21 protein-coding genes and 1 pseudogene are annotated in these 22,685 nt (G+C 66.6%); 12 read left to right on the forward strand and 10 right to left on the reverse strand.

Annotation, left to right across the window (positions count from 1 at the left end; all coding sequences use genetic code 11):
- Window positions 1-123: 123 nt before the first annotated feature.
- The 5 genes from NX780_RS08640 to NX780_RS08660 all read right to left on the reverse strand — a co-directional run bounded on the left by NX780_RS08640 (window position 124) and on the right by NX780_RS08660 (window position 4,891).
- Complete coding sequence (locus NX780_RS08640; RefSeq protein ID WP_258827462.1) at window positions 124-465, reverse strand: DUF1840 domain-containing protein; 342 nt, start codon at window positions 463-465, stop codon at window positions 124-126.
- A 71-nt stretch (window positions 466-536) separates the two neighbouring features.
- Window positions 537-2,087, reverse strand: a complete 1,551-nt coding sequence (locus NX780_RS08645) for a hypothetical protein (protein WP_258827463.1) — start codon at window positions 2,085-2,087, stop codon at window positions 537-539.
- Window positions 2,084-2,824 (reverse strand): ABC transporter ATP-binding protein, encoded by a 741-nt coding sequence (locus tag NX780_RS08650; RefSeq protein WP_258827464.1) that lies wholly within the window; start codon window positions 2,822-2,824, stop codon window positions 2,084-2,086. Before NX780_RS08650 ends, NX780_RS08645 begins: the two co-directional genes overlap by 4 nt.
- A complete protein-coding gene (locus NX780_RS08655; protein WP_258827465.1) occupies window positions 2,821-3,324 on the reverse strand; it encodes a hypothetical protein in 504 nt (167 codons plus the stop codon). The genes NX780_RS08650 and NX780_RS08655 overlap by 4 nt, the downstream gene beginning before the upstream one ends.
- Window positions 3,325-3,370: 46 nt before the next feature.
- The gene (locus NX780_RS08660) at window positions 3,371-4,891 is read right to left on the reverse strand and encodes a YifB family Mg chelatase-like AAA ATPase (protein ID WP_258827466.1); all 1,521 of its coding nucleotides are present in this window, start codon (window positions 4,889-4,891) and stop codon (window positions 3,371-3,373) included.
- Window positions 4,892-5,136: 245 nt separating this feature from the next.
- Between NX780_RS08660 and NX780_RS08665 the strand changes: the two genes are divergently transcribed.
- Window positions 5,137-5,877: a YoaK family protein gene (locus NX780_RS08665; RefSeq protein WP_258827467.1), complete on the forward strand. Its 741-nt coding sequence runs from the start codon at window positions 5,137-5,139 to the stop codon at window positions 5,875-5,877.
- Between the two features lie 76 nt (window positions 5,878-5,953).
- Here NX780_RS08665 and NX780_RS08670 read toward each other — a convergent pair whose 3' ends face one another.
- Complete coding sequence (locus tag NX780_RS08670) at window positions 5,954-6,466, reverse strand: adenine phosphoribosyltransferase (protein ID WP_258827468.1); 513 nt, start codon at window positions 6,464-6,466, stop codon at window positions 5,954-5,956.
- A gap of 227 nt (window positions 6,467-6,693) precedes the next feature.
- Here NX780_RS08670 and NX780_RS08675 point away from each other — a divergent pair, with 227 nt between their 5' ends.
- Window positions 6,694-7,101 (forward strand): GNAT family N-acetyltransferase, encoded by a 408-nt coding sequence (locus NX780_RS08675; RefSeq protein WP_258827469.1) that lies wholly within the window; start codon window positions 6,694-6,696, stop codon window positions 7,099-7,101.
- 33 nt (window positions 7,102-7,134) lie between these two features.
- Here NX780_RS08675 and NX780_RS08680 read toward each other — a convergent pair whose 3' ends face one another.
- Window positions 7,135-7,896 (reverse strand): SDR family oxidoreductase, encoded by a 762-nt coding sequence (locus NX780_RS08680; RefSeq protein WP_258827470.1) that lies wholly within the window; start codon window positions 7,894-7,896, stop codon window positions 7,135-7,137.
- A gap of 149 nt (window positions 7,897-8,045) precedes the next feature.
- Between NX780_RS08680 and NX780_RS08685 the strand changes: the two genes are divergently transcribed.
- Together NX780_RS08685 and NX780_RS08690 are read left to right on the forward strand one after the other, a co-directional pair.
- On the forward strand, window positions 8,046-9,017 hold the full coding sequence (locus NX780_RS08685) for a GlxA family transcriptional regulator (protein ID WP_258827471.1): 972 nt from the start codon (window positions 8,046-8,048) through the stop codon (window positions 9,015-9,017).
- Window positions 9,018-9,125: 108 nt separating this feature from the next.
- Entirely contained in the window at window positions 9,126-9,677 is a 552-nt protein-coding gene (locus tag NX780_RS08690) for a hypothetical protein (RefSeq protein ID WP_258827472.1), read from the forward strand.
- Window positions 9,678-9,691: 14 nt separating this feature from the next.
- Here NX780_RS08690 and NX780_RS08695 read toward each other — a convergent pair whose 3' ends face one another.
- A complete protein-coding gene (locus NX780_RS08695; protein WP_258827473.1) occupies window positions 9,692-12,154 on the reverse strand; it encodes an adenosylcobalamin-dependent ribonucleoside-diphosphate reductase in 2,463 nt (820 codons plus the stop codon).
- Between the two features lie 150 nt (window positions 12,155-12,304).
- Window positions 12,305-12,535, reverse strand: a pseudogene (locus tag NX780_RS08700) (accessory factor UbiK family protein); the annotation flags it as partial.
- A 270-nt stretch (window positions 12,536-12,805) separates the two neighbouring features.
- Here NX780_RS08700 and NX780_RS08705 point away from each other — a divergent pair.
- The 5 genes from NX780_RS08705 to gshA all read left to right on the forward strand — a co-directional run bounded on the left by NX780_RS08705 (window position 12,806) and on the right by gshA (window position 20,225).
- Entirely contained in the window at window positions 12,806-13,540 is a 735-nt protein-coding gene (locus tag NX780_RS08705; protein ID WP_258827474.1) for a TorF family putative porin, read from the forward strand.
- A 19-nt stretch (window positions 13,541-13,559) separates the two neighbouring features.
- The gene (gene glnK / locus NX780_RS08710) at window positions 13,560-13,898 is read left to right on the forward strand and encodes a P-II family nitrogen regulator (RefSeq protein WP_231059620.1); all 339 of its coding nucleotides are present in this window, start codon (window positions 13,560-13,562) and stop codon (window positions 13,896-13,898) included.
- 10 nt (window positions 13,899-13,908) lie between these two features.
- Window positions 13,909-15,312: an ammonium transporter gene (locus tag NX780_RS08715; protein ID WP_258827475.1), complete on the forward strand. Its 1,404-nt coding sequence runs from the start codon at window positions 13,909-13,911 to the stop codon at window positions 15,310-15,312.
- Window positions 15,313-15,590: 278 nt separating this feature from the next.
- Complete coding sequence (locus NX780_RS08720) at window positions 15,591-18,785, forward strand: di-heme oxidoredictase family protein (protein ID WP_258827476.1); 3,195 nt, start codon at window positions 15,591-15,593, stop codon at window positions 18,783-18,785.
- Window positions 18,786-18,923: 138 nt separating this feature from the next.
- Window positions 18,924-20,225 carry a glutamate--cysteine ligase gene (gshA, locus tag NX780_RS08725; protein WP_258827477.1) on the forward strand — a complete coding sequence of 434 codons (1,302 nt, stop codon included), beginning with the start codon at window positions 18,924-18,926 and terminating at the stop codon, window positions 20,223-20,225.
- Here gshA and NX780_RS08730 read toward each other — a convergent pair whose 3' ends face one another.
- On the reverse strand, window positions 20,226-20,873 hold the full coding sequence (locus NX780_RS08730; protein ID WP_258827478.1) for a DUF4272 domain-containing protein: 648 nt from the start codon (window positions 20,871-20,873) through the stop codon (window positions 20,226-20,228).
- A gap of 115 nt (window positions 20,874-20,988) precedes the next feature.
- On the opposite strand from NX780_RS08730, the gene gshB reads away from it, so the two are divergent.
- Genes gshB through NX780_RS08745 form a run of 3 tightly spaced genes read left to right on the forward strand, consistent with a single transcriptional unit; the run spans window position 20,989 to window position 22,669 of the window.
- On the forward strand, window positions 20,989-21,936 hold the full coding sequence (gshB, locus tag NX780_RS08735) for a glutathione synthase (protein ID WP_258827479.1): 948 nt from the start codon (window positions 20,989-20,991) through the stop codon (window positions 21,934-21,936).
- 4 nt (window positions 21,937-21,940) lie between these two features.
- A complete protein-coding gene (locus NX780_RS08740) occupies window positions 21,941-22,348 on the forward strand; it encodes a PTS sugar transporter subunit IIA (RefSeq protein ID WP_258827480.1) in 408 nt (135 codons plus the stop codon).
- A 51-nt stretch (window positions 22,349-22,399) separates the two neighbouring features.
- Window positions 22,400-22,669: an HPr family phosphocarrier protein gene (locus tag NX780_RS08745; RefSeq protein ID WP_258827481.1), complete on the forward strand. Its 270-nt coding sequence runs from the start codon at window positions 22,400-22,402 to the stop codon at window positions 22,667-22,669.
- Window positions 22,670-22,685: the final 16 nt, after the last annotated feature.

Raw genomic sequence — 22,685 nt, forward strand, 5'->3', positions numbered from 1 at the left:
GTTCAGATCCGTATTGCGGATCTTCACTGGCGTCCATTCCCGCCTACCTTCGCGCAATGAAAAAAGCCCGCTCTGTATCGAGCGGGCTTTCTCTTCAGTCTGCCAAGCAGGAATCGAATCGGATCAGACACCCCACAGCACGTCGGTCTTGTTATCACGCGCCGAGCGCAGCATTTCCAGCAGCGGGTAGGCACGCGTGGAGAAGGTGACGACCTCGATCGGTTCGTGCTCGTTGTCTTCGGTCTCGCCATGGTGGGCCTGTACATCGCGTTCCACCTGTTCCGAGATCTGGTGCTTGCGGCTTTCCTCGATTTCGCCCTCGAGCAGCGCGACGGCGCGCGGCGCTTCCTCGGCGGTGATGACGCCGCGTTCCAGATCCTTATGCAGCAGGTCGAGGATGCGCTTGGCATGTTCCTGGTACATCAGGACCTCAGGATAGGATTTGCATTTGAAAGTGATCAGCATAGCTATTCCGTTCTTCTGTTAGTGATTAAACGATAACACGTCTTGAAAAACAGGTCACCCCGCGCACGCACTTATGCGCCAGGCTGCCGCAGCAGCCACGCGAGAGCCAGGACCACCACGGTCGCCATCGCGGTCAGCGCGACGCCGGCCAGATAGCCCTCCGTGCCGTTTCCACCAACGATCGAGCTCATGCAGAACCCCAGCCCGCCCCAGGCCAGGCTGTTCGCCCCCTCCAGCAGGGAGGTCAGGGTGTCGCTCTTGCCGCGGCGCGTGTAGTCGCTGCGCATTGCGGGCTTGCCGCACCAGTGCACGATCACGGCCGCGGTACACGTCGCGCCACTCACCGTGAAGCAGGCAAGCAACCCTGCAAGCGGTTCGCGTAGGACCAACCAGACCAGGGGAACGGAGGCGATTGCCAGCGCCGGCATGGCTCCCGCCGCCAGCTTTGCGAGGCGGACCAGCCGTGAGGAGGCAGGCGCCATCGCCAGCAGGTCTGGCGCGTCTTCCGCCGACACGACGATCCACGCCAGCGACGCGGTCAGGGAGGAGCACAGCAGGGTGAGGCCGGCCGTGATGGCCGGATACCGGATGTCTCTCTCTCCGAACACGACCAGGAAGATCGGCAGCAGGTAGATCAGCTGCAGCGCCACCTGCGAAATCAGGTGCGGATCACGCCGGATCAGGCGCCATTCCTTGCGCACCACGGTGTCGAAGAGGCCGGCGCCGAAGCGGTAGCGCACCCCGCGCGCCAGACGCGGCGTCACCCTGGAGGAAGACGCCACCTGTTGCAAGCCATGGACAAAGAAGCGGTGCGTCCGCGCCGCCGTGAGCGCAAACGCCGCGCCGGCCAGCAGCACCAGGCCAAGGATCGGCATTGGTTCGCCCAGCAGCGCGCGGCCCGGCAGCCAGAGGGGACTGCCTGCGCCCAGCGCACCGCTGGAAGAGAAGGCGCGCGAGAATGCCTCCATCGCTTGCGCTTCGCGCGAGCCCGACAGGTAGTTGAAGAGCTGCGCCAGGATGAACAGCAGCGCCCCGGCCAGCGCACCGATGACCTGGGCGACCACGCGCGTGCGGCGCGCGCCGATGAGGCGCACGAGCGCCAGCGTCAGCAGCATCGCGGCGCAGGCAAGCACCGTCGCGCAGCCCAGCACCACCGGATACACCGCCAGCCAGCGCACATGCCCGAGCGCCGCGCCGGCATGTGCGAACGGAGTCAGGAAGAACAGGTAGAGGGCCGCAGTGCCCGCGACCACGACGCCGAGGCGCACGGTGAAGATGCTGCGCGAGGACAGGGGAGAGGACAGCAGCAGATCCAGGTCGCCGCGTTCGAACAACACCAGCACACTGGTGTGCAGGGCGCTCGAGAGCATGAAGGTCATACAGCCATACAGCAGCGCCGTCACCGCGACCAGCACCCGCGGATCGCTCGTGTCGATGGCCCCCGTACGTCCGACGATGAAGAAAGCGATGCCGTGCAGGGCCAGCCACACCAGGCCGACCGTAGCCAGGCCCGCAGCGCCCGGGCGCCGCGCGGTGTTCGTTTTTCCCGGCGCCGCGTTATACCAGGCCAGCTTGAGCTCGTGACGCAGCAGCCAGCCGATGCTGCCGGGCGTGCCCATCATGGCTGCGCGGTCAGCTGCAGGAACACCTCTTCCAGACTGGCGCCGCTGGTGCGCTCGCGCAGCTCTTCGAGCGTGCCTTCGGCGATCAGGCGGCCCTGGCGGATGATGCCGATGCGCTGGGCCAGGCGCTCCGCCACTTCGAGGATGTGGGTGGTCAGGATCACGGTGCCGCCCCTGGCGACGTGGGAGAGCAGCAGGTCCTTCACCTGGCGGGCCGCGGCCGCATCCAGTCCGGTCAGCGGCTCGTCGAGGATGAGCAGTTCCGGATCGTGGATCAGCGCACCCGCCAGCGCCAGCTTCTGCTTCATCCCGCGCGAAAAACCTTCGGTCAGCTCGTGCGCATGCTGGCTCAGGTCGAGCCAGTCGAGCAGGGCGCGGGCACGTTCCTCGGCCTCCGTGGCGCCCACGCCCCACAGGCCGGCGACGAATTCGAGGTATTCGAAGGGCTTGAGCTTCCCGTACAACATGGGATCGTCCGGCAGGTAGGCCAGCCTGCGCTTGGCGTCACCGGGGGCCTCTCCCAGGTCGATGCCGAGCACCTCGATGCGTCCCGCATCCGGCGCGACCAGGCCGGAGACCATGCGCAGCGTGGTGGTCTTGCCGGCGCCGTTGGGGCCGAGCAGGGCGTACAGCTCGCCGCGTTCCACCTGCAGGTCGAGCCCATCGACGGCGGGACGGCCGTAGGCCTTGTGCAGTGCCGTGATGCGCAGTGCGGGAGCGGTATCGTTCGTCGTCATTGTGGCGCGAAGGAAGAAAGGAACTGCCTGGTTTCTTCTAGCTTCATCGCGGTTGGTTTACCGACCACGATGACCTGGTAGACGCGCGTCCCTTTCGCCACGAAGCGCCCTACCAGCCGGACCGGTCCGCCGTTGCCCTTGCCGGTCGCGTCGACCTCCAGCGGCGCGCCCGGCGCCGGCGCGGCAGCCGTGTCGGCGGCGCCGATATTGCGCAGCAGGGCCTGGCGCATCGCCGGCAGGGTCGCCTGCGCCATGGCGGCATCCGGCGCCACCGCGGTGCCGACTGCGAAGGTATTGCCTTCGACCTCTGCCGCCGTCATCGTCATGTCGACGCGGATGCCGCCCAGGTCGACGCTGCGCGTGTGCGTGGACGGCTTGGCCGGGAACAGGACGCGGAACATGCCGTCGCTGCTGGTGTAGTCGCGCCAGTTATAGGTCGGCGAGCAGCCGCCCAGCAGGGCGGCGGCCAGGGATGCGAGAAACAGTTGTTTGATGTGCATGCCCCGATGGTAGCAGGCAGCACTTCGTCCGTACACCGTTCGCGTTTCACTGCTCGCGCAGCGCGCGCCGGTACTGGATCGCTTCCGCGATGTGACCGGCCGCGACGTGCTCCGCGCCGGCGAGGTCGGCGATGGTGCACGCCACCTTGAGCACGCGGTGGTAGGCGCGCGCCGACCAGTGCAGTTGCTGCATGGCCGCGCGCAGCAGCCGTTCGCCGGTAGCGTCTGGCCGGCAATGGCGGTCGATGTCGCGTGGCGCCAGCTGCTGGTTGGGCTTGCCCTGGCGCGCGAGCTGGATCGCATGCGCGCGCGCGACACGCTCTGCGACCTGGCGGCTCGCCTCACCGTCGGCCTGGGCGCCGATGCTCTCGGCCGGCATGGCGGCCACCGCCAGCTGGATGTCGATGCGGTCGAGCAGGGGACCGGAGACGCGGTCCTGGTAGCGCTGCGCCGCCTCCGGCGTGCAGCGGCATTTGCCGGACGCGTGCCCGAGCCAGCCGCAGGGGCAGGGATTCATCGCGGCGATTAGCTGGAAGCGGGCCGGGAAATCGGCCTGGTGCGCGGCGCGCGAAATCGTGATGTGGCCGGACTCGAGCGGCTCGCGCAGCACCTCGAGCACGCGCCGGTCGAATTCCGGCAGCTCGTCCAGGAACAGCACGCCGTGGTGCGCCAGCGAGACTTCGCCGGGCCGCGGCAGGTTGCCGCCGCCGACCAGGGCCACCCCGGAACTCGTATGGTGCGGACTACGGAAGGGCCGGCGGCGCCAGCGCTCCGGCGTAAATGTGCCAGCGATCGATTGCACCGCGGCCGACTCCAGCGCCTCGTCCTCGCTCATCGGCGGCAGCAGGCCGGGAAAGCGCGAGGCCAGCATGCTCTTGCCCGCGCCGGGAGGCCCGATGAGCAGCACCGAATGCGTACCCGCCGCCGCCACCTCGAGGGCACGCTTGGCCGTCTGCTGCCCTTTGACGTCGGCGAAATCCGGGTAGTCGGAAGGGAGAATGGACGCGCTGCCCTGGTGGCGGGCCAGGCGCGCGTTCTCGGCCCCGTGGGCGAAGTGGGCGCACACCTCGAGCAGGGTGCGCGCCGGATAGATGGCGGCGTCGCTCACCAGCGCGGCCTCATCCGCGTTCGCGAGCGGCAGGATGAAGGCGCGGCTTCGGCCGCCATCGCTGTGTTGGTGCATGGCGAAGGTCATGGCCAGGGCGCCGCGGATGGGCCGCAATTCGCCCGAGAGCGAGAGCTCGCCTGCGAACTCGTAGCGCGCCAGCCCTTCGGAAGGAATCATCTGCGCAGCCGCCAGGATTCCGAGCGCGATCGGCAGGTCGAAACGGCCGGATTCCTTCGGCAGGTCGGCCGGCGCCAGGTTGACGGTGATGCGGCGCGGCGGGATGGTGAAGCCGGAGTTCTGCAGGGCCGCGCGCACGCGGTCCTTCGCTTCGCGCACTTCGGCGTCGGGCAGGCCGACGATGGTGAAGGCGGGCAGCCCGTTGGCCAGGTGGACTTCGACATTGACGGCGGGCGCCGCCATGCCGGCCAGGGCGCGGCTTCTCAGAACAGCCAGGCTCATCTTATACCTTTCGCATCGTGCGAGAACGCCACATCTTAGGGCGGCTGGGCTGTCGTCGCTTGAGAGCGGACAGGCGAGCGCGTTATGCCAAAGGCAATGCGTCAGCTTGCGGCCTGGACGAAGCACCGCATGCGAACGCGGTGGCCCGCCTGCCGGCTTTTCCCAGACGCAACGACGGGAGTATCATCCAGGTCGGGCGCAAGACGTATGCGCGATGGTTTGATTCGCCGGGGGAGAGGACCCGCATGCCAATTCAATACTTGTCAGGCCTGACCGCCAAGCCGCGCACGGGGCAAGCGGATTTGCACATTGGAATTATCCTGACGATGGTGGCCGGTGCGCTCAACGCCGGCGGTTTCCTCGCAGTCGGCCAGTACACATCGCACATGACAGGGATTGTTTCTACATTCGCTGATCAGCTGGCGCTGCGGAATTTCGCTCTCGCGGGCATCGCTGCGATCTCCTGGATCGCATTCGTCGCGGGGGCGGCCACGACCGCCCTGATGGTGAACTACTTGCGTCGTACCAGCGTGCGCAACCCATATGCTGTGCCGCTGCTGCTCGAGGCTGCCCTGATTTTGCTGTTCGGCGCGTTTGGGGACATGCTCGGGAAGCGTGAACCGGTGGATGTGTCCCTGGCCGTGATCGCGCTGTGTTTCACCATGGGCCTGCAAAACGCACTGATTACCAAGATTTCGCGGGCGGAAATTCGTACGACCCATTTGACCGGCTTGACGACCGACTTGGGTATCGAAATAGGAAAACTGTTGTATTGGAATGGCAGCCGTCCAGGTGACAGACGTGTTCCGGTGAAGGCCAACCGGAACAAGCTGCGTATTCATACGACGCTGATCGGATCGTTCCTGGTCGGCGCCATCGCGGGGGCGCTCGGATTCAGTTATGCAGGCTTCATTTCCACAGTTCCCCTCTCGCTGGCATTGGCTGCCATAGCGATCGCGCCGGCCTTCGGCGGCAGGCGCGCTTGAGTTCCGTCGCCGCTGAGGAGCTCGCTTCTTGCTCCGCATGCATCGCGGGCAGGCCCCGGGGCAGCGGGGCAGGGCATCAAACGTCGCGCAAGGTGACGATCGGCATCGTCAACGCGCGCTTGTCCTTGAAGAAGGCGATATCGAACAGGGCTGCGGCGCCGACCACCTCCTTGCCGAGCTGGCGCAACAGGCTTGCGGCCGCTTCGATGGTGCCGCCGGTGGCGAGTACGTCGTCGACGATCAAGACGCGCTGGCCCTTGATGCGCTCGGGCTGGATCTCGATGGTCGCGCTGCCATATTCACGCTTGTAGTCGATGCTGATCGATTTGCCGGGCAATTTCCCGGCTTTACGTGCCATGGCGAAGCCGACCTTGTGCTCCAAGGCCAGGGCGCCGGCAATCATGAATCCGCGCGCGTCCATGGCCAGGATGAAGTCGAAGTGCAATTCATCGGTCTTCGCGTGCAGGGTGTCGACGGCAAGGCGCCAATGCTCGGGGTTGTCGAAAATGCAGCCGACGTCGATGAAATTGACGCCCGGTTCCGGATAGTCCTGGAAGAACTCCAGGGGAACGCTGTTGAAATCGTTCATGTGCAGTAAAGTGGATGGTGAAGCGAATGGAGAGGGAAGGGCGATTATCGCCGGTCTGCGCAAAGGCTGCGCGATCTTGCTGCGAGATTTGGAGACTTTTCCAAGGGCATCGCCGTGCTAGGCTGTCCTTTTCCGCCGGAGGATGTCGTGGACCAGAACGACCGCGAGATCGTCCGGCGCGACGCCGGCAGCCTCTGCGCCTGATTCATCCAACCGAAAGCACTCAATTGAATATCGACATATCGCTCGCGGACAGCATCGACCAGGACGAGGTGCTCCACCTGTACCGCGCCAACGGCTGGTCCTCGAGCGAGAAGCCGGTGCAGCTCATGGCGGCGCTGCGCAATTCGCACGCGCTGGTGACGGCCCGCATCGACAGGCAACTGGTCGGACTGGGCAACGCCATTTCGGACGGCCACCTTGTCGTCTACTTCCCCCACATGCTGGTCGACCCGGCGCACCAGGGCAAGGGCGTGGGCCGCCTGATGATGCGGTCCATGCTCGAAAAATATGCCGGCTTTCACCAGATGATGCTGACCGCCGACGGCGGGGCCATCGACTTCTACAAGGCGCTCGGTTTCGAGCGGGCCGGCAGGACCGAGCCGATGTGGATCTACGGCGGCAGCGAACACTGAGCCGGTCCGGGCCGGCCCGGTCCTGTCCGAAGCTCAGCCCACCGGAATCGGATTGGCGGCGATCGCTTCGTTGAAGCCGTTGACGAGTGCGTGCTCGTTCGCGCCCGGATTGTCGCGCAGCGGCTTGACGACATCCACCAGCACTTCCTCGGCATCCGTGGCCAGGGCCGCCATGGTCTGCTCGATGAAGGCGTCCAGCGGCATGGCGCGCGGGTCGTCACCCTTGTAGATCAGGTCCGTGTTGACCCAGGGCGGAGCAATCTCCTGGACGCGCACGCTGGTATGGCGCAGGGCGAAGCGCTGCGACAGCGTGTACGAGTGCAGGCCGGCCTTGAGCGCCGAGTACACGGCATTGGTGGCGAGCGGAACGAAGGCCAGCACCGAGCTGTTGTTGACGACGTGGGCGCGCGGCTGCTTCTTGAGGTGTTCGATGAGGGCCGCCGTCATGCGGATCGGGCCGAGCAGGTTGGTGTTGACCGAGTTCAGCATGGTTTCCTCGTCGATGGCGCCGGCCGCGTCGTCGAAGGGCATGATGCCGGCGTTGTTGACCAGGACGTTCAGGTCCGGGTATTCGCGTGTCAGGTGTTCTGCGGCGGCGCGGATGCTGTCCGGGCTGGTGATGTCCAGCTCGACCCAGCGCATGCCGGGGTTCAGCGCCGTGACTTCTTCCAGCAGGGCTTTGCGGCGGCCGCTGATGATGACGCGGTTGCCCAGCTTGTGGAAGGCTTCGGCGAGTGCGCGGCCGATGCCCGAGGTGCCGCCGGTGATGAAGATGGTGTTGTCGGTGAGTTGCATGGTGTGCTCCTTCTGCTTGTCGTTGAGGGGTTTGTTGGTGCCGCAGAAGAATTATCGGTCCGGCGCCTGAAGTCCGAAATGACATGATTCCCTCAGTTTCGGACAAGCTGTGTACAATCGTGCCATCACCCACCCGACCGGATCGCACCATGTCCAAGCGCATCGCCCTCGTCGTCTTCCCCGGTTTCCAGATCCTCGACTTTGCGGCCCTGACCGCCTTCGAGCTCGCCAACCAGGTGCATGGCAGCGGCTACTACAGCCTCGAGACCATCTCGCACAGCGGCGGCACCGTGCGCAGCTCGGCCGGCGTGCCCGTCGAGACCCAGCCTTTCGGCCGGCGCGCCTTCGACACGCTGCTCATCGCCGGCCCGCTGGTCGTCACGCCGGCCGAACCGGCGCTGCTGGCGGCGCTGCGCCGCGCCAGCCCGCGTGCGCGGCGCACGGCCTGCCTGTGCACCGGGGCCTTCATCGCGGCGCAGGCCGGCCTGTTGTCGGGGCGCCGCGTCACCACCCACTGGGCGCTCGGGCATGAACTCAGGCAGCAGTACCCCGACGTGCTGCTCGACGACGACAAGATCTTCGTGAACGACGGCCCGCTCTGGACCTCGGCCGGCATGACGGCCTGCATCGACCTGGCCATCGGCCTGGTGGAGGCCGACCTCGGACCCGACGTCGCCAAGGCGGTGGCGCGCAAGATGGTGGTCTACCACCGCCGTACCGGCGGGCAGTCGCAGTTTTCCTCGCTGGCCGAAATGGATGGCGGCTCCGACCGTATCCGGGTGGCGCTGCGCTACGCGAAGGAGAACCTGCACACGCCGCTCTCGGTCGAGCAGCTGGCAGAACACGTCAACTGGAGCCCGCGCCACTTCAGCCGGGCTTTTCGCGAGCAGACCGGCCATTCGCCGGCCAAGGCCGTCGAAAAGCTGCGCCTGGAAGCGGCGCGCTCGCTGCTGGAAGACGGGCGCGCCTCGATCGGCCGCATCGCGGCGCAGACCGGCTTCGGCGACGAGGAGAGGATGCGGCGGGCCTTTGTCCGCACCCTGGGCAAGCCGCCCCAGGCCGTGCTGCGTGAGGCGCGCCAGCGCACGGGCTACGACGTGCCCGAGTTCGGGGCCGCCTGAAGCGCGTATCAATCACCGTGTAACGCACTGTGTCCGTATGCGTCGCGCATTGCGGCGTGCATTTTCCGGGTATAGGATGACCTCACATCCATTCATTGCGGGGGCGTCATGAAGAAACTGGTGGGCATTTTGGTGTTGGCGGCGGCAGGCGGCGCGGGTGCGGCCGAACAGGCGGCGCCAAGCGCCCCAGGCGGATACTGGACCGAAACCTACGCCGGGCCGACCCTCAACGCCCTGCGCTGCGTGGCGCCGCAGGTGCCCGTGATATCGCAGTTCAACCAGCGCATCCGCACCGTCACCAGGGCCGTCCGGCAATGGCAGAACTGCCACCGCGGCGTGCTGGCCGCGCTCGCCCCGAGCCGGGCTGCCGAACACATTCCAGCGGAGGCGCTGGCGGCGATGACGCCGCTCGAGCGCGAAGCGGCGACGCGCCACGTGGCGGCAGTCCATGCGCAGCTGGCCGAGGCCATCGGGCGCGAGGCGGTCCCGGTCATCGCGCGCCACGACGCATGGCGCGATGCGACGCTGGCCTATGTCGCCGGCCAGAACAGCGTGTCGCCGGGCGCCCGCGCCGTGGCATGGACCGAACGGTTTGTCAGCAACGAGAGGGAGTCCGAGTCGCTGCAGCGCCAGGTTGCGGCAGGCCTGCCGGTGCGCTAGCCAGGCCGCGGCGCTCAGCCGCATTCGCCCACGTAATGGCACTCGCCGCAGCGGGTGCAGCCATCCACCTTGCGCAGCGCCCGCGCGCCGCATTCCGGGCACTTGGCCCCGCTGACCGTGGGCAGGGCGCCGGAAGCGGTCGCCGGCTGTGGTTCGGTTTCGAGTGCTACGCCGTCGCAGCGCGCGGCGAAGCGGCACGCCAGTTCCGGCACTGCCAGCTGGTTGCCCCAGGCGTCGAGGAAGCCGCGGCGTATCAGGACCCGCTGCAGCATGAAGGCGATCGCCGCCACTTCCGAATCGTGGTAGACCGGCACCTGGGTGCCATCCTCGCGGGTGAGGTAACCGCAGCGCACCGGGCCCTTTTCCCACACCACGTCGCGCATGTCCGCCAGCGCCCGCGCGATCGGGCCGCCGGCGCGCGCCACCATCGACAGCAGGCGCATCGAGGCGGTGATCCACTGCTGGCCGTCGGTGCGCTGGTTGGAGGGCATGAAGAACTCGAAGGGACGCTCGATGGTCACCGGCCTGCCTTCGTGAACGCCGTCGGCGCGGATGAAGCTCACGGTCAGGTAGGCGGTCTTGCGGCCCTCCTGGGTCGAGTATTCGATCTTCGACGTCACCGATTCCAGTTCGCCCAGCGGCCGGCGCTCGAAGCGCTTGCGCAGCGGGTCTTCATCGGGCGGGGCGGCCTGCGGGGCCGCGTCCGAGGTCGACAGCACGCTGCCCAGCACCGTGTTCGGGCGGTAGGTCGCCAGGCCCTTCAGGCCCGCCTGCCAGGCCTGGCTGTAGAGATCGCGGAAGTCATCAAAGGGATAGTCTTCCGGCACGTTGACGGTCTTCGAGATCGCCGTGTCGATGAAGGGCTGCACCGCCTCCACCATGCGCAAGTGTTCGATCGCGCGCATCTCGAGCGCGGTCACGAAAGCGGGCGGCAGCGCGTCCACGTCGTAACCCATGCGGCGGTACAGGCGCCAGGCATGGTCCTCGACCTCGTAGCTGCGCATGGAACCGTCCGCCATGCGCTTCCTGCGCTGGTAGGTCCAGGAGTAGGGCGGTTCGATGCCGTTCGAGGCATTGTCGGCGAAGGCCAGCGAGATGGTGCCGGTGGGCGCGATCGACAGCAAGTGCGAATTGCGGATGCCGTACATGCGGATCGCCTCGCGCAGCCACTCGGGCAGGCGTTGCACGAACTGGCCGCCGAGGTACTTGTCCGCGTCGAACAGCGGGAAGGGACCTTCCTCGCGCGCCAGCGCCACCGAGGTGGCATAGGCCGCATCGCGCAGGGTCTCGGCGATGCGCGCGGCCATCGCCCGCCCTTGGTCGGAATCGTAGCGCAGCCCCAGCATGACGAGGGCGCTGCCCAGGCCCAGGAAGCCGAGGCCGATGCGGCGCTTGGCCTGTGATTCCGCCAGCTGCTGTGGCAGCGGCCATGCGGTCGCGTCCAGCACCAGGTCGAGCATGCGCACGCCGACTGCGGCGACTTCGCACATGCGCTCGAAGTCGAAGGAGGGGCTGGCGCCGAAAGGGTCGTCCACAAATGCCGTGAGGTTCACCGAACCGAGGTCGCAGCAGCCGTAGGCGGGCAGGGGCTGCTCGCCGCAGGGATTGGTGGCGTGCAGCTGTTCGGCGTACCAGAGGTTGTTTTCCGCGTTCATGCGGTCGATGAAGAGCACGCCCGGCTCGGCGTGGTCGTAGGTCGAGGCAATGATGCGGTCCCACAGTTCGCGCGCGCGCACCTGGCGATATGACCAGCGGCCATCCGGCAAGCGGCGCGCGCTGGCCATGTCTTCCTCGCCCGGTTCGGCGCGGTGGACCAGGTCGAACATGGCGTCGCTTTCCACGGCGCGCATGAAGTCGTCGCTGACGCCGACCGAGATATTGAAGTTCGTGAGTCCGCCCGCGTCCTTGGCGGCGATGAAGCGTTCGATGTCGGGGTGGTCGATGCGCAGCACGCCCATCTGGGCGCCGCGCCGCGCGCCGGCCGATTCGACCGTGCGGCAGGAGGCGTCGAACACTTCCATATAGGAGACCGGCCCGGAGGCGCGCGAGCGGGTGCCGTGGACCTTGCTGCCCATGGGGCGGATGGCGCTGAAGTCGTAGCCGACCCCGCCGCCGCGGCGCATGGTCTCGGCGGCCTCGGCCAGGGCCGTATAGATGCCGGGCAGCGGGCCGTCGTTGCCGGAGATCGAATCGCCGACCGGCTGCACGAAACAGTTGATGAGGGTGGCCTGCAGGCCGAGGCCGGCGGCCGAGTTGATGCGTCCGGCGGGCACGAAGCCCTGTTCCTGGGCCCAGAGGAAGTGCGCCTCGCGCTCTTCCCGCTGGTCTTCGGCTTCGAGCGCGGCCAGGGCGCGCGCCACGCGCAAACGCACGTCGAAGACGCTGGTCTCAGTGCCCTTGGCGTATTTCTCGCGCAGGACGTCGAGCGAGACTTCCTGCGGGGGCAGGCCGCCCGGCCCCGTATCGACTGCATTCATGGTGCACTCCGCTGCCTGAATGCCGCCGCAGGGTCAGGGCTTGTCGAGGATCACATGGGGCGCGGCCGGATCGGTGGCGCCAGGGAGCGGGCCGGCGCCGGACGCGGCGGCCGAAGGGGTGGCCGAAGCGCTCGCGCCGGACTGGCCGGCCAGGCGGGCTTCCAGTTCCACCACGCGCAGCTCCAGCGCTTCGAGGCGGGCGCGGGTCTTGGCCAGCACCTGGGCCTGGATGTCGAATTCTTCGCGGGTGACGAGGTCGAGCTTGGAGAAACCCTGGGTCATCATGGCCTTGACGTTGCGCTCGATGTCCTTGGCCGGCGTGCTTTCCAGCGCCTGGTTGATCTTGCCTTGGATGTCGTTGAAGAAGTTGTTCATATCCATTTCCTGGTCAGGCAGTGGGCTGCACCACGACAGTGCAGCGCCATCCGCTTTGGTGCGTGGCGCGGGGTTGGCAACCCTTTGCGCCGGTTGACGGGCTTGTTCTTATCGCAAATGGGGCGGATGGCTGAGAAAACAAGCACCCGAAACCACCCCAGGCAGCGGTTTTTGCGCTGGCACGCATCCTGCTAAAGAGTTATCAGGCGTGCAGCAGACAGGATTGTAAACCGCAACAGCTCCGCCTGGAGCCAAGTTGACTATAAGGGGAATGTCATGAAGTGCAAAGCAAGTGCAGCAGCAGTGAGCTGGGCCATCCTGGCCCTTTCCAGCGTTCCCGCCTTCGCGCAAGAAGCGACTCCTGAACACCAGGTCAGCTACAACGCCTCGATCACCAGCGACTACCGTTACCGCGGCCTGTCGCAAACCCGCCTGAATGGGGCGCTGCAAGGCGGCGTCGACTACACGCACAGCCCGACCGGCCTGTACGTGGGCACCTGGCTGTCCACCATCAAGTGGACCAAGGATCTCGGCGGCGACGGCAACATCGAATGGGATCTCTACGGAGGCAAGCGCGGCAACATCAGTGAAAACCTGACGTACGACGTCGGCGGCCTGTATTACTACTACCCGTCGAACGACCTGAATCCGAGCGCCAACACCTTCGAACTCTACGCGCGCCTCGGCTTCGGCCCGGCCTACGTGAAGTACTCGCACTCGACCACCAACCTGTTCGGCACCGCGAACAGCAAGCGCAGCGGCTACCTGGACCTCGGCGCGGACATCGACATCGGCGACAAGATGCTCCTGAACCTGCATGCGGGCCGCCAGGAAGTGAACAACAACGGCATGTATTCGTATACCGACTACAAGGCCGGCATCACCAAGGACTTCGGCGTCGCCAGCCTGTCGATGGCCTGGGTCAAGGCCAGTACCAAAGCCTACCTGAGCCCCGAAGGCAAGGACCTGGGCCGGTCGATGGTCGTGCTGAGCCTGTCCAAAACTTTCTGATAGTCAAAGAGGTATCACCATGAAAATGATTACCGCCATCATCAAGCCCTTCAAACTGGACGAAGTCCGTGAAGCGCTGTCGGAGATCAATGTGCAAGGCATGACGGTCACCGAAGTGAAGGGTTTCGGCCGCCAGAAGGGCCACACCGAGCTGTACCGCGGCGCGGAGTACGTGGTCGACTTTCTTCCGAAGATCAAGATCGAGGCCGCCGTCGACGACGCCGTGGCCGAGCAGGTGATCGACGCCATCTCCGGCGCCGCCCGCACCGGCAAGATCGGCGACGGCAAGATCTTCGTGGCCGACCTGAACCAGGTCATCCGTATCCGTACCGGCGAGACCGGCAACGACGCACTGTAAGAGGAACCCGATGAAATCCACCCTCACCAAAGTCCTGGCCGGTCTCACCGCCGCCAGCCTGGCGCTGCCGGCCCTGGCCGCGCCCACCATCAACAAGGGCGACACCGCCTGGATGTTTGTGGCGACCCTGCTCGTCATCATGATGTCGATCCCCGGCCTGGCCCTGTTCTACGGCGGCCTGGTGCGCGCCAAGAACATGCTGTCGGTGCTGATGCAGGTCTTCATGGTGTTCTCCCTGATCATCGTCCTGTGGTGCCTGTACGGCTACTCGCTGGCCTTCACCCAGGGCGGCACCGCCTTCATCGGCGGCGGCGACCGCCTGTTCCTGAACGGCATCTACGACGCCGCCGCCGGCACCTTCAGCCAGGCCGCGACCTTCAGCAAGGAGACGATGATCCCCGAGTTCATCTTCGTCGCCTTCCAGGGCACTTTCGCGGCGATTACCTGCGGCCTGATCGTCGGCGCGTTCGCCGAGCGCGTGCGCTTCTCGGCGGTGCTGGCCTTCATGGTGATCTGGTTCACCTTCGGCTACCTGCCGGTGGCCCACATGGTCTGGTTCTGGGCCGGCCCCGACGCGATCACCGACGCCGCCTCGCTGGCCAAGGTCACCGCCGACGCCGGTTTCCTGTGGCAGAAGGGCGCCCTCGACTTCGCGGGCGGCACCGTGGTGCACATCAATGCGGCGGTGGCCGGCCTGGTCGGCGCCTACGTGATCGGCAAGCGCACGGGTTTGGGGCGCGAATCGATGGCTCCGCACTCCTTGACGATGACCATGATCGGCGCCTCGCTCCTGTGGGTGGGCTGGTTCGGCTTCAACGCCGGCTCGGCGCTGGAAGCGGGCGACGTGGCCGCGCTGGCCTTCATCAACACCCTGCTGGCGACCGCCGCCTCGGCCGTGTCGTGGATGTTCGGCGAGTGGATCTTCAAGCGCAAGCCTTCGCTGCTGGGCGCGGTGTCGGGCGCGGTCTCCGGCCTGGTGGCGATCACCCCGGCCGCCGGTTTCGTCGGCCCGATGGGCGGCCTGGTCATCGGCCTGCTGGCCGGCGTGGTCTGCCTGTGGGGCGTGACCGGCCTGAAACGCCTGCTGGGCGCCGACGACTCGCTGGACGTGTTCGGCGTGCACGGCGTGGGCGGCATCCTGGGCGCGCTGCTGACCGGCGTCTTCGCTTCGCCGCAGCTGGGCGGGCAGGGCATCTGGGACTACATCGCCAATAAAGGTTCGCCGGACTACTCGATCGCCGGCCAGGTCTGGGTGCAGGCGCAGGCCGTCGGCATCACCATCGTGTGGTCGGCCGTCGTCGCCTTCATCGCCTTCAAGCTGGTGGACGTGGTGATCGGACTGCGCGTGCCGGTGGAGCAGGAGCGCGAAGGGCTGGACATCACCAGCCATGGCGAATCGGCGTACCACTCCTGATTGACTGCCGGGCGGCGGTTGCCGCCGGTGACTGTGTTCCATCCTAAGACGCCCCGCTGCATTGCGCAGTGGGGCGTTTTCATTCCTCTGCTCCTTGTCCCTCCCTCGCAACTCTACCGTTTGGTAGAGCCAATCGTACATACCTCAACTCTATGTTATCGTTAACATTTCCATATGGAAACTTTGTATCTTGTCTTGCCGGGAATGTGACATGCATTGATGTCATCTGTACTCCGTGAGCCAGGCAGGGCCGATCACACCAGAACGAGGGAGATAGCATGAAAGTACGACCGGTTCGACTCCGGCCCGGCGAGGCTGTGGGCAGGGGAGTGGCGCTCACCCTGGCGCTCCTGCTGGCCGCATGCGGTGGAGGCGACACCCCGGCGTCCGGCGAGCAGAAGACGCAATCGATGTCCAGGACCTCGGCCAGCATCAGCGCGGAAGTGCCGCTCACGCCGACCGGCGCCAGCGCCAGTTCAGTCGAGCGCGGCGACCTGGGCGCGACGGCCGCGATCGACCGCAATCCCGCCACGCGCTGGGGCAGCGCCTTCAGCGACGGCGAGCAGCTGACGCTCGACTACGGCGCTCCGGTCGCGATCAACCGGGTGCGCATCGACTGGGAGAACGCGCACGCCAGCGAGTACCTGCTGCAGGTCTCGAACGACCTGTCGACCTGGACCACGATCCGGCACGTGACGAACAGCCAGGGCGGCACCGAGGACCTCACCGGCCTGGATGGCCAGGGCCGCTACCTGCGCGTGCAGGGCGTGCGCCGCGCCGGCCAGTATGGCTATTCGATCTTCGAGATACAGGCGTTCTCCGGCAGCCTCGCCACGCCTCGGCCGGATCCGGACCCGCAGCAACCGCCGCTCGACCCCGGCCAGCCCGGCGTCATCATCAAGCCGGTCCAGGCCACCTCGTCCGCGGTCGAGAATCCCGGCATGGCGGCGGGGCAGGCCATCGACGGCAACCCTGGCACGCGCTGGGCCAGCCGCTTCGAGGACGGCGCCTGGATCCAGTTCGATTTCGGCAGCAAGACCCAGGTCGGCTACATGAAGCTGCAATGGGAGAACTCGTACGGTCGCGAATACGCGCTGCAGGTCTCGGACGACGGGCAGGTGTGGCGCGAGCTGCGCTACGTCAGCGGGGGCAAGGGCGGCGTGGAAGAGTTCTTCAACCTCGGCATGCACGCGCGCTACCTGCGCCTGCAGGGCGTCAGCCGCGCCACCCAGTACGGCTATTCGCTCTACGAGGTGCAGTTCAAGACGCCGGGCAGCGACAACACCCTGCCGGCGCTGGCGACTTCGCCCCAGGCCTGGCCGGCCGGCGGCGCAGGCATGGCGCCGCTGCCGGGCGCCGACGCGCCGATCGAGACCCTGCAGTTCACGCTCCCCGACGGCACGCTGGTCACCCGCTTCGGCGCGCGCGGGCTGGCGCGCCACGGGCGCGAGCGCGGCGAGGACTGGAACGAGATCGGCTACGGCCCCAACGAGACCGTCGACCTGGCCACCGGCCTGCCGCGCGACAAGGGGCCGGGCAACTACCTCAGCTTCGTGCCGCAGTACTTCAAGAACCGCACCTGGGGCGTGGAGATCATCGACAACAGCCGCGTGCCCGGCGTGACCAGGCCGACCCTGACCGTGAACCAGTACACCACGGTCGATTTCCTCTCCGGCGGCATTGCCTTCTTCCGCGCCTTCGACCGCCCGGGCGTCACCGGCTACGGCTGGATGGCGCCGGGCGAACTGGTGGATGGGAACATCAAGCTGTGCCAGCCGGTGCCGTACCCGTCGGGTCCCCGCCTGGTATCAAGCAAGGGCATCAACAACGGCTGCACTCTCCTGATCAAGAATTATCCGGGTCATGGCGGCCTCGACGCCGCAGGATTCCCGAACGGCACCTCGGTTCCTTCGCGGGCGCTCACGGTCGGCGACGTGATCGAGGTCTCGCCCTCCATGTTCACCACCACCGAGTCACTGGCCGGCAAGGGCGATAACGGCGGCATCCGCTACTATTCCTATGAGTGGACGTACGTGGTCGGCGCCGGCCTGCGGCCCTGGTATGGCGTGCAGCCGCGCCTGAATTCGGTGCCGCTGCCGGAAGCCACCCTGTCCGGCGGCCTGGGCTCCGTGCCGTACAACTACACGGACGAAGGCGCCCTGATGTTCCAGCAGCCGCACAACCACATCGGCATGCAGAACATGCAGCGCTTCGTCGAAGGCCGGCGCCTGCTGCACACCAACTTCACCACGGGCGCCCACAACGAGCCGGGCAACGATCCCTACCTCGACGCGGCGGGCCTGCAGGGCCAGCGCTTCAACGCGTCGAGCTGCGTGGCCTGCCATGTCAACAATGGCCGTAGCCCCGCGCCGGCGGCCCTGCGCCAGCGCCTCGACAGCATGTCGGTGCGGGTGGCCTCGCTCGACGGCGCCGGCCGGCAGGTTCCGCACCCGCAGTACGGCAGCGCGGTGCAGATGAATGCGCTCGCCGCGGGCGCCAGCCAGAACTGGGGCATGGGCGTGCGGGTAGGGGGCTTCGAGACGCGCAACGTGACACTGGCGGACGGCAGCGTGGTCCAGCTGCGCAAGCCGACCCTGGCCTTCGAAGGCGCCACGCCGTCTGTCGCGTCGCTGCGCGCCGCCCAGCCCATGATCGGCGCCGGCCTGCTCGAAGCGGTGCCGGAAGCCGACATCCTGGCGCGGGTGCGCCCGGCGCCCGACCAGGACGGGATCAAGGGCCGCGCCAACTTCGTCTTCGATCCGGAAACGAGGGCGGTGCGCCTGGGCCGCTTCGGGTGGAAGGCGGGCAAGGCCTCGCTGCGTCACCAGAGCGCCGAAGCCCTGCTGCTGGACATGGCCGTGACCTCGCCGGTCTACCCGAACCGGCGCTGCGCCAGCGACCCGGCCAACTGCGCCGGGCTGGGCGCCGAGCGCGGCATCAGCGAGGCCGACCTGAAATCGATCTCGCACTACCTGGCGCTGGTGGCGGTGCCGGCCCAGCGCAGCATCCCGAGCGGCTTCCCGAAAGGCGTGTCGGTGCTGGACGAGCACAAGGTCGACGCCGTGCAGGTGGGCGCGGGCGCGAAGCTGTTCCAGGCGATGCGCTGCGCCGCCTGCCACACGGCGGAGATGAAGACCGGCGCGAACCACCTGTTCGCGGAACTGCGCAACCAGACCATCCGTCCCTACACCGACCTGCTGCTGCATGACATGGGCCCGGACCTGGCCGACGGCTACGTGGAAGGCCAGGCGAGCGGCAGCATGTGGCGCACCGCGCCGCTGTGGGGCATCGGTTATACCGAGAAGGTCATGGGCGGCGCCGGCAAGGTGGGCTACCTGCACGATGGCCGCGCCCGCAGCCTGAGCGAAGCCATCCTGTGGCATGGCGGCGAGGCGGAGCGCTCGCGCCAGCGCTTCGAGCAGCTCAGCCGCAGCGACCGCGACGCCCTGCTGGCCTTCCTGCGCTCCCTTTAGGCTGGCCCGGAGGCCGTGAATGGCCCTGCTGCATGCAGGGCCATTTTCCTGGCAACCCAGCACCTTTAAAACGGCCAGGTCGTCCCTATATGATGCTACCGATATAATTCGAATAAGCTCATACTAGGACGTCCACCCATGGTTCCGCACCTCGCCACCGCCCTGACCGGTCCCCTTCTCGACCTGGAAAAAAAAATCCTCGAAGCCACGCCCGCGATCGAGCGCTGGTTCCGTCTCGAGTGGCAGGAGCACACGCCGCCGTTTTATTGCTCGGTGGACCTGCGCAATGCCGGCTACAAGCTGGCGCCGGTGGACACCAACCTGTTCCCGGGCGGCTTCAACAACCTCTCCACCGAGATGCTGCCGCTGACGGTGCAGGCCGCCATGGCCGCGATCGACAAGTATTGCCCGGATGCGCGCAACCTCCTGATGATCCCGGAAACCCATACGCGCAACCCGATGTACCTGCAGAACGTGGCGCGCCTGATGCAGATCTTCCGCCAGACGGGCCTGCACGTTCGCCTGGGTTCGCTGTCGCCGGAGGTCACCCAGCCGACTCCGCTGGCGCTGCCTGACGGCAATATGCTGGTGGTCGAGCCCCTGGTGCGTTCGCCGAACGGGCGCCGCGTCGGCCTGGCCGATTTCGACCCCTGCACCATCCTGCTGAACAACGACCTGTCGGCCGGCATCCCCTCGATCCTGGAAAACATCCACGAGCAGTCGCTGCTGCCGCCGGTCCATGCCGGCTGGGCGCTGCGCCGCAAGAGCAATCACCTCAAGGCCTTCGACGAAGTCGCCAAGAAGTTCGGCAAGCTGATCGAGATCGATCCCTGGCTGGTCAACCCCCTGCACAGCAAGGTGGGCGAGGTCGACCTGCAGGAAGACGTGGGCACCGAACAATTGGCCGACGCGGTCTCGGCCCTGCTCTCGAAGATCAAGAAGAAGTACAAGGAATACGGCATGAAGGAGCAGAAGCCCTTCGTGATCGTCAAGCCGGACGCCGGCACCTACGGCATGGGCGTATTGAGCGTGAAGGACGCCAGCGAGGTGAAGGACCTGAGCCGCGCCCAGCGCGCCAAGATGACCGTCATCAAGGATGGCGTGGCCGTCAACGACATGATCGTGCAGGAGGGCGTGCCGACCTTCGAGTCCATCAACGATGCGGTGGCCGAGCCGGTGGTGTACATGATCGACCGCTACGTGGTGGGCGGCTTCTACCGCGTGCACGCCGAGCGCGGCATCGACCAGAACCTGAACGCGCCGGGTTCCCAGTACGTGCCGCTGGCGTTTGCCCAGCAACATGCCGTGCCGGACCTGAAGGCCAAGCCGGGCACCGCCGCGCCGAACCGCTTCTACGTCTACGGCGTGGTGGCGCGCCTGGGGCTGCTGGCGGCATCGCTCGAGCTCGAGCGCACCGACCCCAACCCCGAAGTGTACTGATCAGGTGTCGGTGCCGACGGCGTCCCAGTCGTCCTCCTCACCGTAGCGCGTCATCCAGTTCACCGCGTGGTGCCATTCCAGCACCACGCCCGGGTTCAGGCCGGGCGGCGGCTCGCGCCGGTTGAGGTGGGCGTCGCGCACCGCCCAGTGCAGGCGGTACAGGCGGTCGGCCCAGTCCAGGATCTCTTCTTTCGGCCGCATCCGGATGGCCTCGCGCAGCATCGTGGCGTCACCCAGGTCGTGCGGATACAGCGGCAGGATGGCTTCGGCGCTCGAGGGAGCCGACGGCATGCCGGGGTCGTCGACCAGCCCCGCGCACCAGGCCAGGAACATCATCGCTTCCAGGCGCCAGGAAAAGCGGACCAGGTCTTCTTCCTTCGGGGCGTCGTCGAACAGGAAGGTCGCTTCGTCGGCCGTCAGCAGGGTACGCCGCGCCAGGGGCGAGAAATACTCCTTGAACCAGGCGTTCTCGCGCAGCATGGCCCTGCCGACCACGCCCCACAGGGCCACCAGCCGTCCCCAGAGTTCCTCTTCCGTGCGCAGGATGACCGCGTCCGCGTCCTCGATCATCGGCAGATGCGGGTTGATCGGAATCCCGTGCTTCTGCAAGAGTTGTTCGTTCGCTTCCCGACGTGCTTCAGGTGTCATGCCGTCCTCCGAAGTGGTTTGGCAGGACAATACCATCGAACGCAAAACCAGGGCCTCAGCCGCGAGAAATCGCGTTTCCGGCTAAAATCAAGGCATTCCCCGCATTGGACAGCCCATGAAAATCGCCTTCCTCGCCGACCCGCTCTCCACCTTCAAGATCTACAAGGATTCCACGTTCGCCATGATGCGCGAAGCGGCGAAGCGCGGCCATGCCGTGTACGCCTTCGAGCAGCGCGACATGGTGCTGGAAGAGGGCGTCGTCACCGCCGAAGTCACGCGCCTGCACCTGACGGGCGAGCAAGACCCCTGGTACCGCGCCGACGCCCCGGAAATCGTGGAGCTGAACGTGTTCGACGCCATCATCGAGCGCAAGGACCCGCCCTTCGACATGGAATATGTCTACGGCACCTATCTGCTGGAGCTGGCGGAGCGCCAGGGCGCGCGCGTGTTCAACCGCGCCGGGGCGATCCGCGACCATAACGAGAAACTGACCATCGGCCAGTTCAGCCAGTTCACCTCGCCGACCCTCGTGAGCTCGAATCCTTCCCGCCTGCGCGCCTTCCACGAAAAGCACGGCGACGTGATCTTCAAGCCCCTGGACGGCATGGGCGGCGCCGGCATCTTCCGCGTGAAGGACGACGGCATGAACCTGGGCTCCGTGATCGAGTCGCTGACCGACAACGGCAAGCACACCATCATGGCCCAGAAATACATTCCGGCGATCAAGCAGGGAGATAAACGCGTGCTGGTGATCAATGGCAAGCCCGTGCCCTTCACCCTGGCGCGCATTCCGCAGGGCAATGAGGTGCGCGGCAACCTGGCGGCCGGCGGCAAGGGCGTGGCCATGCCCATTACCGAGCGCGAGCGGGCGATCGCCGAGGCCATCGGCCCGGAACTGGCGGCCCGAGGCCTGTTGCTGGTAGGATTGGATGTGATCGGCGATTTCCTGACCGAAGTGAACGTCACCAGCCCGACCTGCTTCCAGGAGATCACCGACCAGACCGGTTTCGACGTGGCCGCGATGTTCATCGACGCGGTCGAACTGAAAGCAAACGAGAAGTAATGACATGGTAGGCATCCTGCTCCTGACCCACGCACCGCTGGGCCAGGCTTTCATCTCCGCGGTGGCCCACGTATTCCGTGGCCCGACGGAGCGTTTCGAGGCGATCGACGTGAGCGCCGACCAGGACCTGGCCCAGGTGAACTGCCTGGCCAAGGAGGCGATCGCGCGCCTGGACGAAGGCGACGGCGTGCTGGTCATCACCGACATCAAGGGCGGCACCCCCTCGAACTGCTGCAATTCGCTGCACGACGCCGGCCATGTGGAAGTCATCGCCGGCATCAGCCTGCCCATGCTGCTGCGCGCGATCACCTACCGCCGCGACACCCTCGACGTGGTGGTCGAGATGGCCCTGGCCGGCGCCCAGAACGGTGCGGTGCGGGTCGACAACCGGATCCGCGTCGGATCGAGCTGAACACAACGCATACTGATAACGACATTTGGCCAAGGCATAGACCACGACAATATGATTCAACAGGAACTCGAGATCATCAACAAGCTGGGCCTCCACGCCCGCGCCTCCGCCAAATTCACCCAGCTGGCCGCCAAGTTCAAGAGCGACGTCTGGCTCACCCGCAACGGCCGCCGCATCAATGCCAAGTCCATCATGGGCGTCATGATGCTTGCCGCCGGCAAGGGCGCGAAAGTGCTGCTCGAAGCCGACGGCGAGGATGAAGAGGCATGCATCGCCGCATTGAGCGGCCTGGTCAACGACAAGTTCGGCGAAGGCGAGTAATGCCGCGCGAAGCGGC

Origin of the sequence: Massilia agri (assembly GCF_024753255.1) — a bacterium.
GTDB lineage: Bacteria > Pseudomonadota > Gammaproteobacteria > Burkholderiales > Burkholderiaceae_D > Telluria > Telluria agri.

What these genes read in the sequence shown, in the direction of transcription:
- NX780_RS08655 (WP_258827465.1), bottom strand. Translation starts at nt 3,324, where the DNA reads ATGCACATCAAACAACTGTTTCTCGCATCCCTGGCCGCCGCCCTGCTG.
- NX780_RS08640 (WP_258827462.1), bottom strand. Translation starts at nt 465, where the DNA reads ATGCTGATCACTTTCAAATGCAAATCCTATCCTGAGGTCCTGATGTAC.
- NX780_RS08645 (WP_258827463.1), bottom strand. Translation starts at nt 2,087, where the DNA reads ATGATGGGCACGCCCGGCAGCATCGGCTGGCTGCTGCGTCACGAGCTC.
- NX780_RS08690 (WP_258827472.1), top strand. Translation starts at nt 9,126, where the DNA reads ATGAAGAAACTGGTGGGCATTTTGGTGTTGGCGGCGGCAGGCGGCGCG.
- NX780_RS08695 (WP_258827473.1), bottom strand. Translation starts at nt 12,154, where the DNA reads ATGAATGCAGTCGATACGGGGCCGGGCGGCCTGCCCCCGCAGGAAGTC.
- NX780_RS08685 (WP_258827471.1), top strand. Translation starts at nt 8,046, where the DNA reads ATGTCCAAGCGCATCGCCCTCGTCGTCTTCCCCGGTTTCCAGATCCTC.
- glnK (WP_231059620.1), top strand. Translation starts at nt 13,560, where the DNA reads ATGAAAATGATTACCGCCATCATCAAGCCCTTCAAACTGGACGAAGTC.
- NX780_RS08715 (WP_258827475.1), top strand. Translation starts at nt 13,909, where the DNA reads ATGAAATCCACCCTCACCAAAGTCCTGGCCGGTCTCACCGCCGCCAGC.
- NX780_RS08660 (WP_258827466.1), bottom strand. Translation starts at nt 4,891, where the DNA reads ATGAGCCTGGCTGTTCTGAGAAGCCGCGCCCTGGCCGGCATGGCGGCG.
- NX780_RS08665 (WP_258827467.1), top strand. Translation starts at nt 5,137, where the DNA reads ATGCCAATTCAATACTTGTCAGGCCTGACCGCCAAGCCGCGCACGGGG.
- NX780_RS08745 (WP_258827481.1), top strand. Translation starts at nt 22,400, where the DNA reads ATGATTCAACAGGAACTCGAGATCATCAACAAGCTGGGCCTCCACGCC.
- NX780_RS08720 (WP_258827476.1), top strand. Translation starts at nt 15,591, where the DNA reads ATGAAAGTACGACCGGTTCGACTCCGGCCCGGCGAGGCTGTGGGCAGG.
- NX780_RS08650 (WP_258827464.1), bottom strand. Translation starts at nt 2,824, where the DNA reads ATGACGACGAACGATACCGCTCCCGCACTGCGCATCACGGCACTGCAC.
- NX780_RS08680 (WP_258827470.1), bottom strand. Translation starts at nt 7,896, where the DNA reads ATGCAACTCACCGACAACACCATCTTCATCACCGGCGGCACCTCGGGC.
- NX780_RS08740 (WP_258827480.1), top strand. Translation starts at nt 21,941, where the DNA reads ATGGTAGGCATCCTGCTCCTGACCCACGCACCGCTGGGCCAGGCTTTC.
- NX780_RS08730 (WP_258827478.1), bottom strand. Translation starts at nt 20,873, where the DNA reads ATGACACCTGAAGCACGTCGGGAAGCGAACGAACAACTCTTGCAGAAG.
- gshB (WP_258827479.1), top strand. Translation starts at nt 20,989, where the DNA reads ATGAAAATCGCCTTCCTCGCCGACCCGCTCTCCACCTTCAAGATCTAC.
- NX780_RS08705 (WP_258827474.1), top strand. Translation starts at nt 12,806, where the DNA reads ATGAAGTGCAAAGCAAGTGCAGCAGCAGTGAGCTGGGCCATCCTGGCC.
- gshA (WP_258827477.1), top strand. Translation starts at nt 18,924, where the DNA reads ATGGTTCCGCACCTCGCCACCGCCCTGACCGGTCCCCTTCTCGACCTG.
- NX780_RS08670 (WP_258827468.1), bottom strand. Translation starts at nt 6,466, where the DNA reads ATGAACGATTTCAACAGCGTTCCCCTGGAGTTCTTCCAGGACTATCCG.